Here is a 15,485-nt window from a genome sequence, read left to right as displayed (position 1 = left end):
TTGCAACGTATCCACGATGCGTGGCTCCAGGGGTGAGAATGCCGGATCTGGACGCGAAGAGTAGTGGATCACGCACGATGGGTATGCGTCGGGCGGGCCGGATCAAGCCGGTCCGTCGACTCCCCTGGAGGGACCTTGTTCCAGTTCTCTGCCCCGTTGCGGACGGCGAAGCGGCGCGTGCGGGCGCTCGCCGCGGCCGCGGTCGTCGCCATGGTCCTGCCGCTGACCGTGGGCGTCGCGCCGCCCGCCCGCGCAGCCGAGGCGGCGTACTTCGTCTTCACCGACACCACCCGGGAGGAGGCCGTCCTCAAGCTCACCGACCCGGCCAAGATCCAGCACGCCCGCGACCTGGTCAACGGCGAGACCACTGACAGGCCCCACGTCATCGGCAGGATCCTCAAGCGCCAGGCTCCCTACAACCCGCGCTGGAGCTACCACTACAACCCTGACACGGTCGATTTCTTCGACGCCGCCATCGAGGTCTGCGACGCGACCATTCCCTATGTCGAAGAACACCTCGACGAGGCTGGTGGCGCCTTCCTGCCCGGCCTGGTCTGGTGCCCCTGGACGTCCCGCCTGATCCGAGAAGTCCCCGCACCGTGACTTAGCGCGACTTCGCGCCGATGAGAAGGGGCCGCCCCCGAAGCGAATCGCCTAGGGGGCGGCGGTCGGTTCGGGGGCGGCGGTCCGGTTCTGGCTCAGACCTTGACCAGCTTGGAGTCGAGCGTCCAGAACCACCTGACCTTTCCGGTGCCGAGGAAGTGGCGCTCCTTGCCATCCCACTTGCACGTGTACACCTTGTGGTTGGGCCAGTGGATCGTGCCGCGCTTCTCGTAGGCGTTGAAGATGTAGTTCTTGTAGAAGCGACCCACGCGAAGGGAGTAGTGGGCCTTCTTCGGCAAGTTCGCGGTGAAGCTCTTGGTGACCGAGTGGCTCATCGTGACCTCGCCGCCGATCGTGGCCATGATGATCGACGGCGAGATGCCGAACGACCCCTGGATGGTGGTGGCACGCTCCGCGGTCACGGTGATGTTGAGCTGCTGGTTGGGGCCATAGCCGGAGACCCGGTAGTCGGAGTTGTTCGGCCACTCCTGCGTGGTGTTGACGAACTTCTTGTATTGGGACCACTTCTTGATTGTGCAGGGTGAGCCCTCTCCTCGGGCCTTCGCCTGCGAAGCCGTCCCCGCCACGGTCGACGCGTTCTTCGCGGCCGGCTGGTCGTCGCCCTGTGCGACGAGGATCGTTCCTCCGACGACCGCCGCGGTGGCGCCGACCGCCGCGATCGCGGCGAATTGCTTCATCATCCTGCTGCACCCCATCGAATTCGCTGGTTCCTTGATCGAGCAATTGGAACGCTACGAATTCGACTCCTCCCGCTTCTAGGGCCCTAGGGCCCAACGGCTGCTCCCGGGGACCTCAAGGCCCGGGAGCAGGAAAAATGAAGGCCCGCCCCCGGAGTGCACGGCTTCGGGAGCGGGCGGCGAGTGCGCTTTCAGGCTTTGCGGCCCTTGGTCAGCCTGTAGTCGAGCGTCCAGAACTGTTTGGCGGTTCCGGTGCCGACGTAGGTGCCCGGCTTTCCGTCCCATTGGCAGTAGGCGGTGCCGGGCTTGTGCCCGACCAGCTTGCCGTGCTTCTCGTAGACGTTGAACACGTACACCTTGTGGACGGTCCCCGCGCGAAGGGTGTAATGGGCCTTCTTCTTCAGTTCCGCAGTGTAGGAGATCGTGGTCGATGTCGTCTTCGTCACGTCGAACCCGACCGTGGCGCTGACCGTCTCGTTCGACACGCCGAATGTCCCGTTGACGCTGTTGCTGACCTCGATGCCCTTGCTGAGTTGCAATTGGGTGTGCGGACCCCAGCCCGACACCCGCCATCCCGGCTTGTTCGGCCACGCCTTCTCGGTCCGGACGAGCTTCTTGTACTTGGAGTACCTGCCCGCCGCGCAGGGCGAGTTCTTGCGGACCTTCGTGTTCTCCGTCCCGGCCACCGCCGCGACGTTCCGCGCGGCAGGCTGGTCGCCGCCCTGCGCGAGGACGACCGTTCCTCCGGCCACCGCGGCGGCGCCCGTGACACCGAGCACCGCGATCGTCGCCAGGTTCTTTCTCATTCGCCGCACCTTTCGGAATGTTCTGTGTTCGCTATTGAGCACTCCGAAGGCTATGAATTCGCGCTTTAGCGCAACCAGGGTCCTAGGGCCCCAACGGCCAATCACCGAGACCCTAAAAGGGTGATTACAAGACTCGGTCCATGCCAGTTGTTGCTTTTAGTTGGTGCGGCGGCGGACGACGTCTTTCGCGTATTCGGGTAGGGCCTCGGCGACCAGCAGGCGCGGGAGCAGTTCGGGCTCGTTGGTGAGGGCGCGGAACGCGACGGCCACCGTCACGTCGTGGCCGGGGCGGTGGACGATCTCGACCGGGTCGGCGGCGCGGATCTCGCCGGGCTCGATCACCCGCAGGTACGCGCCGGGACGCGCCTCAGCCGTGAACCTCTTGATCCAACCCTTCTCGTCCAGCCAGCCCTGGAAGGTGGCGCAGGGAATGCGCGGCAGGCTCACCTCAAGGACGACCTGCGAACCGAGCCGCCACCGCTCGCCGATCAGCGCGCCGTTCACGTCGACCCCGGACGTGGTGAGGTTCTCGCCGAAGACGCCGTTCGCCAGCGGGCGGCCCAACTCGCCCGCCCACACGTCGAGATCCTCCCGCGCGTAGGCGTAGACGGCCTGGTCGGGGCCGCCGTGGTTGCGCGTGTCGTATACGCGGTCCCCGGCCAGGCCCACCTCGCCCGTGTCCTCCGAGGCCGGGGCGGCGACCATGACCGGGCCGTCGACCGGACGCTTGTCGATGCCCGTCAGGGCGGGGGCCTGCCAGTGGTTGGTGCGCGGCCTGCCGACGTTGACCGAAAGGAGCTTCACAGGGCGACGATACGGAGCCGCACGGCCCCGCCGCGACCGAATATCCGCCGGGCTCGGCGGCACGAAATGCCGATTCTTGACCCGCCTCGGGCGAACGCCCGTCCCGACTCCTTGACGCAGGTCAGAGCCGGTGCGAGCGTGGAAACGATGGTGAAAGGGGGACCATCATGACTGAAATCAAGAGCATCGAGAAGCCGGACGAGCGCCGCGACTTCCCACGGGGGCACCTCGAAGTCCTCAACATGTCGGGTCTGGTCTTCGGACGCGCCACGTTCGAGCCCGGCTGGCGCTGGACGGAATCGGTGAAGGACATCGCCGGAACGGAGCTCTGCGAAGTCCACCACAACGGCTATGTCGTCGAGGGACGGATGCGCGTCCGCATGCGGGACGGCTCGGAAGGCGAAGTCGGTCCCGGAGACGTGTTCGTCCTCCCACCGGGCCACGACGCCTGGGTCGTCGGCGACGAACCGTGCGTGATGTTCGACTTCGCAGGCAACATCGGCGACTACGCGAAGGCCTAGCAAGCCTGACCCGCCCGACGCCCGCCCCGTCCCAATCAGACGGGACGGGACGGGCGATCGCTAACCTGACCCGGGCGAAACTCCGCCGGAAAAGAGCCCCACGAATGCCCGCTGAATACGAGTACGTGGGGCCCTCCGAGATCCTCGCTGCGGTGCGGGCCGGGAGTGAGGGGGTGCGGATTGCTTCGGGTGGCGACTTCGCCGTCTGGGTGGCCGCGCGGGGCGAGGACGAGCTCGCGGAGCCGTTCACGTTCGTCGTCGGGTTGGACGGGGTGCTGCGGCTCGCGCCCCGGCGTAGTGAGCATGTCGCCTGCGCCGGCGGCCGACCGGTGCTGAGCGCTGGGGAGATCAGCTTCGTTCTGGGCGACGGGCGCCCGCGGGTGGACGAGATCAGCAACCAGTCGACGGGCTATTGCCCCGACCCGGCCTCGTGGCCCGCTGTCGGCGAGGCGCTCGACCGGGCGGGCCTGCCCCATCCGGGCCAATTCACCGACTCGATCATCTTCCGCCGCTGCCCCGAGTGCGGGGAACGCAACCTGGTCAAGGAGGGGCACTTCTTCTGCGCGGTCTGCGGCGCCGAACTGCCGTCCACCTGGAACCTTAGCCCTGAGAAGTAAGGTCGAATGCGCCCGCCCGCGGGGCCGTGAAATCGTCGGCCCGTTTGGGGCGGCCGAAACGGTCCACGACTTACGTGGAGCCGACCGTAAGCAATGGCCCCTGGGTGCCGCCAAATGAGGCCCGCGAGCGCTACCACCGTGCCGAATCCGCCAGCGGGCCGAGCCGGTGGACCACGTTTCGCTGGAGGACGGGCTCGCCCATGCGCGGCAGCGCGCCGTCCACCCCTGCCGGGCCCCCGGGCGAGCGGCCCCGGAGCCCTGTTCCGGTACTCGATTCCGCCGCCTTCAAGCTCGCATTCGCCGATTCCGGCGTTGATCTTCGGCTGATCATCTCGGATCGGCTCTATAGCACGACTCGCGGACCCGTTGGGACCGATCCACGGCGAAAACTGCGCGTCATTTGTCAGTTGACATGCGCTGTGCGCTCCGTTGGTCCAACGAATCCGAAGGTCAGGGCGTTCCCAATCCCGCTGCGGCGGGCTTTCGGCGAATGGCGGAACTGGACAACGCAAACGGTTTACGATCAACTTTGTCCTGATGAAGGAGAGTCTCACGTGGCCGATGCGGCTGAGCTGCCCGGAGAGGCGTCCGCGGCGCGGCCCGCGCCCCTCGCGCCCGCCCGCGCGTCCGCCCGGACGCCCGCCGCGCCCGGCCGCGCGCTCATGTGCGCGGGTGACACCCTCGGCTGTCGGTGCCGCTAGCACAAGGACCGCCAGGGGATTGGCCGAATCCGGTTACGGTGAGCAAAACCTGTCTTGCACGTGGTGATGAGCCGGTTAACGATGACGTGAGAGTCTCAAATGGGAAGGAGGTTCGCATGGTCGGTTGTCTGTAGCGAAACGGACACGCTCATAGATCGCCGGAGTCCGACGACTTCCCCCGCACGACCCGCCGACCCGTGAGAGCGGACACCCATGACGAACGTCCTTCAGTCGATGTCGAGCAGCGAGTTCCTCGCCGGCATCGCAGCGATCGCCCCAAGGTTCGACACCGCGACCTACCCCCAGGAGAACCTCCCCGCCGACGACTGGACGCTCCTCACGCGAGCCGGCGTGCTGCTTCCGACGCTGCCGAGGGAGTACGGCGGCCGAGATAGCCATCAAGAAATGTGTCGGGTTGTAGAGACTTTGTCCGAATGGAACCTTCCGCTCGGCATGTACGTCACGGTCATCACGGGTGTGGCGTTGCGGCCCATCGCCCTCTGGGCGGGCGCCGAGGCCAAACGGGAGGTGCTGCCCCAGTACGCCGGCAGCGACCCCATGATCGCCGGATTCGCCTCGACCGAACCCGGCTGCGGCTCCGCCATGTCGGCCATGACCACCACGTTCGAGGAGGTCGACGGCGGCTACCGCATCCGCGGCCGCAAGCACTGGCAGGCGTTCAGCAGCAGCGCCCACTGGTGGCTGGTCAGCGCGAAGAGCGATCAGGACGGCGAACGCGAGTACGGGTACTTCATCGTCAAGCGCAGCGAGGGGTTCCGCACCCTCCAGCCGTACGAGCCGCTCGGCCTCAAGGTCATCGACTACGGGCTGAACGAGATCGACGCGGTCGTCCCCGAGCACCGGCGGATCCGCGCGGACGGCCGCAACCTGCGCCCCATGGTCGAGATGCTCATGGCGTCGCGGGCGATGATGGCGGCGATGGGCTGCGGGTTCCTGCGCCGCATCAGCCGCGAGGCGCACGCCTACGCCGACCGCCGCCGGGTCGGGCCGGGCCCGCTGTCGGCGATCCGCTTCGCCCGGTACCGGCTGACGGCGATCGACACGTCCTACGCCGTCTGCCAGGCGCTGAACCACTACCTCCAGACCGCGCTGGACATGAAGAGCGACATGATCGGCGCGTTCCCGGCCGTCCAGGCGATCAAGACCGTCGCCACCGAGCGGATGCTCAGCGCCGCGGAGCACTACCAGCAGCTCGTCGGCGGCGAGGGGTACCGCTGCGAGTCGCCCACGAACATCTCCGCGCAGGCGTTCCTCGACGCCCGCGTCTACACGATCTTCGACGGCACGAACGACCTGCTCAGCCAGCAGCTCGCCGAGTACTGCCTCGCCCGGACGCCCGGCCGTCCGCTGAGCGAGTACCTGGCGAACTGGGCGCTGACCGCGCCCGCCGTCGCCGCGCACCGCCTCGACCTGCGCTTCCTCGACCGCGAGCTGAGGCAGGAGCACCTCGTCCTCGCCGGTCGCGCGATCGCCTACGCGTTCGCGATCAGCCAGGTCATGCGGTGGGCCGCGGAGACGGGGGCCGACGTCGACCGGGCCCGCGCGGCGATGGAGTTCCTCAAGGCGGACATCAGCGGCGTCGAGACGGAGTTCGGCCTGCTCGCCGCGGGCGTGCTCGACGCCAAGGACGGCGTCCCCGCGTCCCCGGACGACCCGCCGTTCTCACGTTCCATCCCGCTGCCCCCGGAGGCGGCGCGGCGCTAGGGAAGCAGTTCCTCGCGGCGGCGGATCATCTGGACGAGATCCGCCGCCTTTTCCTTGATCAGGTGCAGCCCGGGGTGGCCCCACGGGCGGGGCTCGCTGTCGACGATGCAGATCGTCCCGAGCGTGGTGCCCGTGTGGTCGATGAGGGGGGCGCCGACGTAGGTGCGGATGCCGAGCTTGTCGACGACCGGGTTCCCGGCGAACCTCGGGTAGTCGCACACGTCGTCCAGGACGAGGGCCTTGCGCCGAACCACCACGTGCGGGCAGTAGCCGTGGTCGAGCGGCACCTCGCGGCCGAGCTGGACGGCGCCGCCCGGGTCGGAGCCGGGCGCGGGCGGGGCGTACAGCCCGGCGAGGAACTGCCGGTCGGTGACGAAGTTGACCATCGCGAACGGGGCGTTGTCGGTGTCGGCGAGCCGCCGCGCGGCCTCGGCCAGCTCGCGGGCGAAGGCGTCGAACTCGGGGTCGGGCGCCTGCCCGAGGCCGAGCTCGCGCAGCCGCGTCACCCGCTGCGGGACTTCGTGGTCGTCGGGGGTGAGCAGGTGGCCGGGCGGCTCGAACAGCGGGTCGTGGATCACGGGGCATCTCCCTGTGCGGCGGGGACGGCGGTGTCGGCGGCGGCGGGATCGACGGCGGCGGGTTCAGGGGGGTCGGCGGCTTCGGACGGGACGGCGGCTTCGGACGGGACGGCGCTCAGCAGGTGCCGGATCAGCGACTGGAGCACGGAGATGGCGGACCGGCGGTCGCGCGCGTCGCACAGCACGATCGGCACCCGCTGGTCGAGTTCGAGCGCGGCCCGGACCTCGTCGGGCTCGTAGCGGAACGCGCCGTCGAACTCGTTCACCGCGACGAGGAAGCGCAGCCCGCGGCTCTCGAAGAAGTCGACGGCCTCGAAGCACGCCTCAAGGCGGCGCGTGTCGGCCAGCACCACGGCGCCGAGCGCGCCCGCGGACAGCTCGTCCCACAGGAACCAGAACCGCTCCTGGCCCGGCGTCCCGAACAGGTAGAGGACGATCCCGTGCAGGCTGATCGTGATCCGGCCGAAGTCGAGCGCGACGGTGGTGGTGGACTTCTGCTCGACGCCGCCGAGGTCGTCGATGCCGACGCTCGCCGTCGTGATGAGCTCCTCGGTGCTGAGCGGCTCGATCTCGCTGGCCGCGCCGACGAACGTCGTCTTCCCCACGCCGAAGCCGCCGGCGATCAGGATCTTGACCTGAGTGGGGAACACCTCAGGCTCGTTGTAGGCCATCGAGCAGCTTCTCCAATAGGTCTCGGTCGGTGAGTTCCGCCGCGGGCCGCGGCGCTTGGCTGGTCATCGCCCGGCAGCTGACCAGGTCGGCGAGGAGCACCTTCGTGACCGCCACGGGAAGCCCCAGGTACGCCGAGACCTCGGCGACGGAGGTGGGAGCGCGGCAGAGGTCGAGCGCCTTCTCGTGCTCGAGGTCGAGGCCGGCGGGACGCGGCCCGGTCGCCACGACTAAGGAGAGCAGGTCGAGCCGGACGGCCGGCCGGGTGCGTCCCGCGATCACCGCGTACGGGCGCACCAGCCGTCCGGCGTCGTCGTCGAGCCAGAGCTCGTCGCCGGTGGTCATAGCGACCGGTCGGCCCGGCCGGTCGCGGCGGCCGGGCGGGCCGCGGTGTCCAGGAAGGGCCGCACGGACTTGATCAACCGGGCCATCTCGAAGCCGACGACGGCGGGGTCGGCGTCCGACCGCGCGAGCACCGCCAGCACCGAGTTGAACCCCGCCCACGCGATGAAAAGCTGGCTCTCCTTCAGCTCCGCGACCACCTGGCGGACGTCGTTGCTGCCGTCGAACTTGGTGCCCGCGCTGCGCGCGATGGAGAACAGCCCGGACGCGAGCGCCGCGAACTGCTCCGCGGTGGCGCGGTCGAAGCCGTCCGACGCCTTGAGCATGCCGTCCGAGGACAGCAGCACACTGCCCCGGATGACCGGAACCTCCTCGCCTAGCCCCCGCAACAGCCAAGCAAGATCCTGGGACTGGTTCGGGGAGACAGCACTCAATGGACGCTCCTTCATCGCTTGTGGTGTTCCGTCAACCCGTCGTGCCGGCGTCGTCATCGGCGCCGTCGCTCTCCTGGGCGCCGCGGACACCTCGCTTGAAGGCGGCCATCAGCCCGGGGTTGTGCTCGATCTCCTGATCGTCCTGCTGTGGCGCGGGTGGTTCGTGCAGCTCTGGGGCGAGGCTCGCCTGCGCCTGGCGGCGCGGCAGCTCGGGACGCGCGCCGGTCGGCGCCTGCGGGGCCGCGCCCGCTCCGGCGGCGGGACGGTCCGGCCTGCCGAGCCGCTCCGGCCGCGCGGGCGGTGCGGGCCGCTCCGGCCGCGGCGGCTCGGTCGCGAGGGGGCCGCCGCGCCTGCCCTGGACGGGCCGCGCCGCCGCCGCGCCGTTGCGCTCGCGGCCCGTGTCGTCGACGTCCAGCAGGGAACCGGCGAGGGACGCGGTCGGCGGCGGCGGCGCGGACAGCGGCGCGCCCGCGGCGGCGGGGACGGCCCCGGCCGTGGCGGGCGCCCGCCGCTCGGTCTCGTCCGCCTCGGCGCCGACCAGCTCGTTCGGCACGACGACGACGGCCTGCGTCCCGCCGTAGAGGTTGCCCTGCAACTGGACGCGGACGCCGTGCCGCCGGGCCAGCGCGGAGACGACGAGGAGACCGATGCGGCCCTCCTGGAGCAGCTCGCTGGAGTCGACGTCGGCGGAGTCGGCGAGCAGCTCGTTCAGGCGGTGCCGCTCCTCGGGGGGGATGCCGAGGCCGCGGTCCTCGACCTCGACGGCGAGGCCGGCGGCGACCGGCCCGACGCGGATCAGCACCTGCGTCTGCGGCGGCGCGAACCGGGTGGCGTTCTCGATCAGCTCGGCGAGCAGGTGGACGATGTCGGCGACGGCGCCGCCGTGCAGCGTCCCCTCGACCGGCGGCACGACCTTGACGCGGTTGTAGTGCTCGACCTCGGCGATCGCGGAGCGCAGCACCTCGTAGACGGTGACCGGCCGGCTCCACTGGCGGCGGGACGCGGCGCCGCCGATCACCGCGAGGCTCTCGGCCTGGCGGCGCATGCGGGTGCTGAGGTGGTCGACCTTGAACAGCCCCTTGAGGAGGTCGGGGTCTTCCACCTGGTTCTCCAGCTCGTCGAGGCCCTTGATGGTGCGGTGGGCGAGCGACTGCATCCGGCGGGCGAGGTTGACGAACACGTCGACGCGCTGGTCGGCGTGCGCCCCGGACACGTTGCCCGCCGTGTCGAGGACGGCGTTCCACGCCTCGCCCTGCGCCTTGCGCAGTTCGTGCGCCAGCCGCAGGAAGGGGTCGCCGGTGTCGACGGCGGGCGTGTCGTCGATGTGCGGCGCGACCGCCTCGCCGGACCTGACCCGCTCGGCCAGCTCGCGCAGCCCGTGCCTGCCGCGGGCGATCAGCAGCCACAGCTCGCCGAGCCGCCGCTGCACGTCCTCGCGCTCGCGGACGGACAGCAGCGCGTGCTGCCGGTGCACGCGGCGGGTCGCGACGTCCGCCGAGTACGCGGCGGCGCCGAGGGCGATCACGATGCCCGCCGCGGCGGCGATCAGCACGAGCTGCGTCGTGCGGCTGACCGTGCCGGTGTCGGCCGTGTAGAGGACGGCGACCGCGACGAGCCCGAGCACCGCGACGGCGGCCGCCGGGAGGACGGAGATGCACACTAGGAGGCCGCGCACGCTGCTCTCACGGCGTGCCCCGCCGCCCTCGCGGTGCGTTCCGCGGGACGGGGTCCCGCCGTGTCGCCGGACGTCCCGGCGCTCGGCACCGGCAGCAGTTTCGGAAAAGTCAGGCATCGGCGTCCTCGGTGCGATCGACGACGGGCACATTTGCTGAGGAATGCATACGCGGCAGGTACAGTCCGTATCCAGGCTGACACAGGGTTCGATCGTGTAAGTACAGATCGCCGAAATTGGGGATAAACAGGCGCTCTCCCGCGCCTGCTGTCCATCTACGCCCAATTTGTCCGAAAATTACGACGGTCTTGTCCTAAATGTGGGAGCTTCTCGGCGGCGTCAGCGGGCCGCCGGGGCCAGGACGGCGAACGTCCCGCGCGGCTGGTCGCCGCCCGGCGGGCTCCAGGCCGCCTCGACCCGTCCGAGGGCGTCGGCCGGCGCCTCGCCGCCCGGCCGCAGCGCGCGGGTGAGCTTGATCGTCAGTGGGCCGAGCGGGTCGGTCCGCACGTGGACGTCGGTGCCGTCCGGGGTGTTCGTGACCTTCGTGAGGGTGCCCAGGTCGAGGGGCACGTTTCCCGTGTAATGGCTGGTCACGGACGTTTCGCGAGTGTCGCTCTTGGTCTGGTGCTGCGGCTCGGCGCGGCCCTGGAGGAGGGCGAGCAGCTCCCCGACGAGGACGGGGTCGTGCGCTCCGTCGTAGACCCAGCGGCGGCCCAGCACGCCGTGCTCGGTCGTGCCGACGAGCCCGTCGTCGGCCCCGTCCAGCGGCGCGCCGCGGTAGCTCAGCGGGACCTGGTACGAGACCGGACGGCTGCCCGAGGTGTCCGTGACCACCATGAACTCCATCCCGACCTCGCCGTCCGGGTCGTCGAGGCGGAAGCCACCGGCCCTGCTCAGCTCGGGCGCGCCCGCATTTTTCGTATACCACTGCTGCGCGGGGAGCCATGCGGCGAGGAGTTCCAACTTGCCGGGGGACAACGTGGTCTCGTGGATGACGGCCATGGGCCGAACCTATCGGCCGCGTGCAATTCTCGACACCGGCGGCCCCCCATCGCTGTCGCCTCTCGTCCTGGACAGGGCGGTGATAGGGAGAAGGATCAATTCGTGACCTCCAACACATCCCCCGCCGATCCCGCCGAGCCAGCCGCCGGAGCCAGTCGGAGATCGTTCCTGTCCCTGTCGGCGGCGGCGACCGCCGTCACCGCGGCCGGGACCGTCGCGCTGTCCGCCGCTCCCGCGTCCGCCGCCGGACCCGGCCCCGGCTGGCCGAAGGGCCCCGGCAAGCCCGTCGAGGACCAGTCGCCGGACGCCGAGCTGCGCGCCCTTCTGCGTGATATCGACCCCGACCGCGTCGAGGCGAACGTCCGGAAGCTGGTCGGGTTCGGCACGCGGCACACGCTGTCCGTCCAGGACGATCCGCAGCGCGGCATAGGCGCGGCCCGCGACTGGATCCTCGCCGAGATGAACCGCTACGCGGAGGCGTCCGGCGGACGGATGAAGGCCGAGCTCCAGTCGTACGTCCAGGAGCCCGCGACGCGCATTCCCGTCCCGACGCGGATCACGAACGTGGTCGCGACGCTGCGCGGGTCGGCGTCCCCGGACCGGATCTACGTGGTGTCCGGCCACTACGACTCGCGGGTCACCGACGTCATGGACGCCACCTCGTTCGCGCCCGGGGCGAACGACGACGCGTCAGGCGTGGCGGTCGTCATGGAGCTGGCCCGGGTGATGGCGAAGCGCCGTCCCAAGGCGACCATCGTGTTCACGGCGGTCGCGGGGGAGGAGCAGGGCCTCTACGGGTCGCGGCACCAGGCGAAGCTGTACCGAGCCGCGAAGGCCGACGTGCAGGCGATGTTCACCAACGACATCGTCGGCAGCAGCACGGCGGACGACGGCGCCCGCGACCCGCGCTCCCTGCGGCTGTTCGCGGAGGGCGTCCCGACCGCCGAGACGCCGCAGCAGGGCGAGACGCGGCGCTCGGTGGGCGGCGAGAACGACTCGCCCGCCCGGCAGCTCGCGCGGTTCGTGGCGTCGGTCGCCGGGGTGCGCGTCACCGGCATGAACGTCCGGACGATCTACCGCCGCGACCGCTACCTGCGCGGCGGCGACCACATCGGCTATCTGGAGCAAAACTACCCGGCCGCGCGCTTCACCGAGCCCAACGAGAACTTCGACCACCAGCACCAGGACGTCCGCGTCGAGAACGGCAAGCAGTTCGGCGACCTTCCCGAGTTCTGCGACTTCGACTTCGTCGCGCGGGTCGCGAAGGTGAACGCCGCCGCGCTGTGGTCGCTGGCCCAGGCGCCGGGGACGCCGAAGAACGTCCGCGTCCTGACCGCGCGGCTCACCAACGACACCGACCTCGCCTGGGACCGCGGCCCCGAACCCGACCTCGCCGGGTACGAGGTCGTCTGGCGCGCGACCACCAGCCCCGACTGGACGCATGTCATCCCCGTCGGGGACGTCACCGCCGTCACGATCGACCTGTCGAAGGACAACGTGTTCTTCGGCGTCCGCGCCGTCGACCGGGACGGGCACCGTAGCCCCGTCGCCTTCCCGGTCCCCGGGTAGCGCCAGCCCAGCGCCAGCTCAGCGCTAGCCCAGGTAGGACGCGAAGCCGTCGTGGAGGCGCTCCAGGCCGAACTCGAAGAGGTCCTCGTAGGAGAAGTCGAAGGCGTCCATGGGTAGCTCGGCCATGGTGGGGAACGCGCCGCTGCTCAGGGCGGCCACCAGGGTCGGCTCCTGGGCGCGCCAGAACTCCTCGTTGCTGACGCCCGTGCGCGCCTCCGCGCGGCGCTCGTTGATGTACCGGCGCGCGACGCCCTCCACGAAGTCGTTCTGCGAGCTGATCATCATCATCAGCGTCCGGTCGGGGACGCCGCTCGGACGGAGCAGGGCGAGGAGTCGGTCCAGGCCGCGCAGCCCGTTCGGGCCGAGCAGCGGGCGGCTCTGGTCGACGAACGGGTACCAGGGATGGTCGAGGCAGAGCCGCCAGTGGTGGCGGGCCCCGGCGGCGAGGATCTCGCGCCAGCCGGACGCCTCCCCCGCGACGAACTCGGCGACCTCGCTGACGTGGTCGAGCATGAGGTCGAGCAGCTCGCTCTTGCCCGGGACGTAGCGGTACAGCGTCATCGTCCCGACGCCGAGGTGCGTCGCGATGCACCGCATGGACAGCGCTTCGAGCCCCTCCTTGGCGCCCAGCTCGTCGGCGACCTCGACGGCGGCGGCGACGATCCGGTCGAGGGTGAGGCCGGGCGGGCGGCCGCGCGGCGGGCGCTCCCGGTCGCCCCACAGCAGCTTGAGGCTCCGTCCGAGGTCGCGGTCCGCGCCGTTCTCCGTCGTCATCGTCCGTCCTGCCCGTTCCCGTGCGCTCCCAGCGGGACGCGCCTGACTCGACGCTACAACCCTCTGCGGGCGGGCCGCCGACCGCAGTTCGGGTATGGTGTACGCTAATTTGCGTATGGCATACCCGAAGTGGAGGCGGCCATGCCGGAGAACGCGATCCTCGCCACGGGGGTCCGCAAGAAGTACGGGACGAAACAGGCCCTCGACGGCCTCGACCTGGCCGTGCCCGCGGGCATGGTCTACGGCCTGCTCGGGCCGAACGGGGCAGGGAAGACGACGGCCGTGCGCATCCTGAGCACGCTCGTCCGGCTGGACGGCGGGCGCGCGGAGGTCGCCGGGATCGACGTCGCCGCGCGGCCCCGCCAGGTCCGGCGGCGGATCGGGCTCGCCGGGCAGCACGCCGCGCTCGACGAGGTCCTCACCGGGCGGCAGAACCTGCGCATGTTCGGCCGCCTGTTCCACCTCGGCAAGCGCCGCGCGGCGGTCCGTGCCGACGAGCTGCTGGAGCGGTTCGACCTGGTGGAGGCCGCCGACAAGGGCATCAAGGAGTACAGCGGCGGGATGCGCCGCAGGCTCGACCTCGCGGCCAGCATGATCCTCGCGCCGGACGTCCTGTTCCTGGACGAGCCGACCACCGGCCTCGACCCGCGCGGCCGGAACGAGGTGTGGGACGCCGTCCGCTCCCTCGTCGCGCGGGGCACGACCGTCCTGCTGACGACCCAGTACCTGGACGAGGCCGACCAGCTCGCCGGGCGGATCGCCGTCCTCGACAAGGGCCGGGTCATCGCGGACGGCCCGCCCGAGTCGCTGAAGCGGCTGATCGGCGGCGACCGGATCGAGGTCGTGGTGCGCGACCCGGCGAGCCTGTCCGCGACGGCCGCCGTCGTCGCGCGGGTCGCGTCCGCCGAGCCGCGGGTCGAGGAGGCGGCTGGCCGCGTGCACGCGCCGGTGTCCGACCGGGTCGCCGCGCTGACCGAGGTCGCCCGCACGCTCCAGGACGACGGCGTCGACGTGGAGGACATCGGGCTCCGCCGCCCCACCCTGGACGAGGTGTTCCTCCAGCTCACCGGCCACAAGACCGACGAGAAGGCAGTCGCGGAGAAGGAAGGGGCGCGCGCGTGACGACGCAGACCAGGGCCGCCGAGGAGGGCATGGGCGCCCGGCTCTACTGGGCCGCCGCCGACTGCTGGACGATCGTCCTGCGCGGCCTGACGCACTACGTCCGGCAGCCGTCCAACCTGGCCTGGCAGCTCGGCTTCCCGATCGTGTCCGTGCTGCTGTTCGGGTACGTGTTCGGCAGCGCGATGTCGGTGCCGGGCGGCGGCGACTACCGCGAGTTCCTCATGCCGGGCATGTTCGGGATGACCATGGCGATGGGGTTCATGAACACCGCGTACGTCGTCGTCTACGACAGCGCGCGCGGGGTCACCGACAGGTTCCGGTCGATGCCGATGTCGCCGTCCGCCGTCGTCACCGGGCGCGGCGTCGGCGACCTGATCGGCGCGAGCCTCGACCTGGTCGTGCTGGGGCTGACCGCGCTCGCGGTCGGCTGGCGGTCCAGCGGCGGGGTGCTCGACACGCTCGCCGCGTTCGGCCTGCTCCTGCTGCTGCGGTTCGCGCTGATCTGGATCGGCGTGCTGCTCGGCCTGCTGGTGCCGAACGAGGAGGCGGCCGGGAGCCTGTTCGCGGTCGCGCTCCCGTTCTCGATGATCTCCAGCGCGTTCGTGGCGCCGTCCCTCATGCCGGACTGGCTCGGCGCGGTGGCGCGGTGGAACCCGGTGTCCTCGACGGTCACGGCGTCCCGCGAGCTGTTCGGGAACCCGGCGGCGGTCGGCGACACGTGGGTCGAGCAGCACGCCCTGCTGATGTCGGTCGCCTGGCCGATCGTGATCACGGCGGTGTTCCTGCCGCTGGCCGTCCGGCGCTACCAGCGGCTGAGCCGCTGACCCGCTGACCCCGGGGGGGGCAGG

18 protein-coding genes are annotated in these 15,485 nt (G+C 70.6%); 8 read left to right on the top strand and 10 right to left on the bottom strand.

Annotated elements, in window-relative coordinates:
• Positions 1–135: 135 nt before the first annotated feature.
• Positions 136–603 carry a BP74-related protein gene (locus FXF65_RS34795; protein WP_246199308.1) on the top strand — a complete coding sequence of 156 codons (468 nt, stop codon included), beginning with the start codon at positions 136–138 and terminating at the stop codon, positions 601–603.
• Positions 604–698: 95 nt separating this feature from the next.
• Here FXF65_RS34795 and FXF65_RS34790 read toward each other — a convergent pair whose 3' ends face one another.
• The 3 genes from FXF65_RS34790 to FXF65_RS34780 form a co-directional block, all read right to left on the bottom strand.
• Positions 699–1,304 carry a hypothetical protein gene (locus FXF65_RS34790; protein ID WP_148354315.1) on the bottom strand — a complete coding sequence of 202 codons (606 nt, stop codon included), beginning with the start codon at positions 1,302–1,304 and terminating at the stop codon, positions 699–701.
• A 188-nt stretch (positions 1,305–1,492) separates the two neighbouring features.
• Positions 1,493–2,107, bottom strand: coding sequence for a hypothetical protein (locus FXF65_RS34785; protein WP_148354314.1), 615 nt, complete (start codon positions 2,105–2,107; stop codon positions 1,493–1,495).
• Positions 2,108–2,263: 156 nt separating this feature from the next.
• A complete protein-coding gene (locus FXF65_RS34780) occupies positions 2,264–2,911 on the bottom strand; it encodes an MOSC domain-containing protein (RefSeq protein ID WP_148354313.1) in 648 nt (215 codons plus the stop codon).
• A gap of 167 nt (positions 2,912–3,078) precedes the next feature.
• Here FXF65_RS34780 and FXF65_RS34775 point away from each other — a divergent pair, with 167 nt between their 5' ends.
• The 4 genes from FXF65_RS34775 to FXF65_RS34765 all read left to right on the top strand — a co-directional run bounded on the left by FXF65_RS34775 (position 3,079) and on the right by FXF65_RS34765 (position 6,475).
• The gene (locus FXF65_RS34775) at positions 3,079–3,432 is read left to right on the top strand and encodes a cupin domain-containing protein (protein WP_148354312.1); all 354 of its coding nucleotides are present in this window, start codon (positions 3,079–3,081) and stop codon (positions 3,430–3,432) included.
• Positions 3,433–3,536: 104 nt separating this feature from the next.
• Entirely contained in the window at positions 3,537–4,049 is a 513-nt protein-coding gene (locus FXF65_RS34770) for a hypothetical protein (protein WP_148354311.1), read from the top strand.
• A gap of 554 nt (positions 4,050–4,603) precedes the next feature.
• Complete coding sequence (locus FXF65_RS44125; RefSeq protein WP_187412662.1) at positions 4,604–4,750, top strand: hypothetical protein; 147 nt, start codon at positions 4,604–4,606, stop codon at positions 4,748–4,750.
• A 213-nt stretch (positions 4,751–4,963) separates the two neighbouring features.
• Positions 4,964–6,475 carry an acyl-CoA dehydrogenase family protein gene (locus tag FXF65_RS34765; RefSeq protein WP_148354310.1) on the top strand — a complete coding sequence of 504 codons (1,512 nt, stop codon included), beginning with the start codon at positions 4,964–4,966 and terminating at the stop codon, positions 6,473–6,475.
• Here the strand turns inward: FXF65_RS34765 and FXF65_RS34760 are convergent.
• The 6 genes from FXF65_RS34760 to FXF65_RS34735 all read right to left on the bottom strand — a co-directional run bounded on the left by FXF65_RS34760 (position 6,472) and on the right by FXF65_RS34735 (position 11,172).
• On the bottom strand, positions 6,472–7,053 hold the full coding sequence (locus tag FXF65_RS34760) for a GAF domain-containing protein (RefSeq protein ID WP_246199307.1): 582 nt from the start codon (positions 7,051–7,053) through the stop codon (positions 6,472–6,474). The genes FXF65_RS34765 and FXF65_RS34760 overlap by 4 nt on opposite strands.
• Positions 7,050–7,724, bottom strand: coding sequence for a GTP-binding protein (locus FXF65_RS34755; protein ID WP_148354309.1), 675 nt, complete (start codon positions 7,722–7,724; stop codon positions 7,050–7,052). The genes FXF65_RS34760 and FXF65_RS34755 overlap by 4 nt, the downstream gene beginning before the upstream one ends.
• Positions 7,705–8,067, bottom strand: coding sequence for a DUF742 domain-containing protein (locus FXF65_RS34750; RefSeq protein WP_067888749.1), 363 nt, complete (start codon positions 8,065–8,067; stop codon positions 7,705–7,707). The genes FXF65_RS34755 and FXF65_RS34750 overlap by 20 nt, the downstream gene beginning before the upstream one ends.
• On the bottom strand, positions 8,064–8,498 hold the full coding sequence (locus tag FXF65_RS34745; RefSeq protein ID WP_222868887.1) for a roadblock/LC7 domain-containing protein: 435 nt from the start codon (positions 8,496–8,498) through the stop codon (positions 8,064–8,066). Before FXF65_RS34745 ends, FXF65_RS34750 begins: the two co-directional genes overlap by 4 nt.
• Before the next feature lie 31 nt (positions 8,499–8,529).
• Positions 8,530–10,290, bottom strand: coding sequence for a sensor histidine kinase (locus FXF65_RS34740; protein WP_148354307.1), 1,761 nt, complete (start codon positions 10,288–10,290; stop codon positions 8,530–8,532).
• A 219-nt stretch (positions 10,291–10,509) separates the two neighbouring features.
• On the bottom strand, positions 10,510–11,172 hold the full coding sequence (locus tag FXF65_RS34735) for a maltokinase N-terminal cap-like domain-containing protein (protein WP_148354306.1): 663 nt from the start codon (positions 11,170–11,172) through the stop codon (positions 10,510–10,512).
• A 102-nt stretch (positions 11,173–11,274) separates the two neighbouring features.
• Here FXF65_RS34735 and FXF65_RS34730 point away from each other — a divergent pair, with 102 nt between their 5' ends.
• Complete coding sequence (locus tag FXF65_RS34730) at positions 11,275–12,741, top strand: M20/M25/M40 family metallo-hydrolase (protein WP_148354305.1); 1,467 nt, start codon at positions 11,275–11,277, stop codon at positions 12,739–12,741.
• A gap of 24 nt (positions 12,742–12,765) precedes the next feature.
• Here the strand turns inward: FXF65_RS34730 and FXF65_RS34725 are convergent, their stop codons facing one another.
• The gene (locus FXF65_RS34725; protein ID WP_148354304.1) at positions 12,766–13,515 is read right to left on the bottom strand and encodes a TetR/AcrR family transcriptional regulator; all 750 of its coding nucleotides are present in this window, start codon (positions 13,513–13,515) and stop codon (positions 12,766–12,768) included.
• Positions 13,516–13,656: 141 nt separating this feature from the next.
• Here FXF65_RS34725 and FXF65_RS34720 point away from each other — a divergent pair, with 141 nt between their 5' ends.
• Together FXF65_RS34720 and FXF65_RS34715 are read left to right on the top strand one after the other, a co-directional pair.
• The gene (locus tag FXF65_RS34720; protein ID WP_148354303.1) at positions 13,657–14,637 is read left to right on the top strand and encodes an ATP-binding cassette domain-containing protein; all 981 of its coding nucleotides are present in this window, start codon (positions 13,657–13,659) and stop codon (positions 14,635–14,637) included.
• The gene (locus FXF65_RS34715) at positions 14,634–15,461 is read left to right on the top strand and encodes an ABC transporter permease (RefSeq protein ID WP_342787727.1); all 828 of its coding nucleotides are present in this window, start codon (positions 14,634–14,636) and stop codon (positions 15,459–15,461) included. The genes FXF65_RS34720 and FXF65_RS34715 overlap by 4 nt, the downstream gene beginning before the upstream one ends.
• The last annotated feature ends 24 nt before the right edge of the window (positions 15,462–15,485 follow it).

The sequence above is a fragment of the Actinomadura syzygii genome (genome assembly GCF_008085905.1).
In the GTDB taxonomy this organism is placed as follows: domain Bacteria; phylum Actinomycetota; class Actinomycetes; order Streptosporangiales; family Streptosporangiaceae; genus Spirillospora; species Spirillospora syzygii.
The sequence above is the reverse complement of the archived record's forward strand: the minus strand, read 5'-3'. Positions and strand labels throughout refer to the sequence as shown.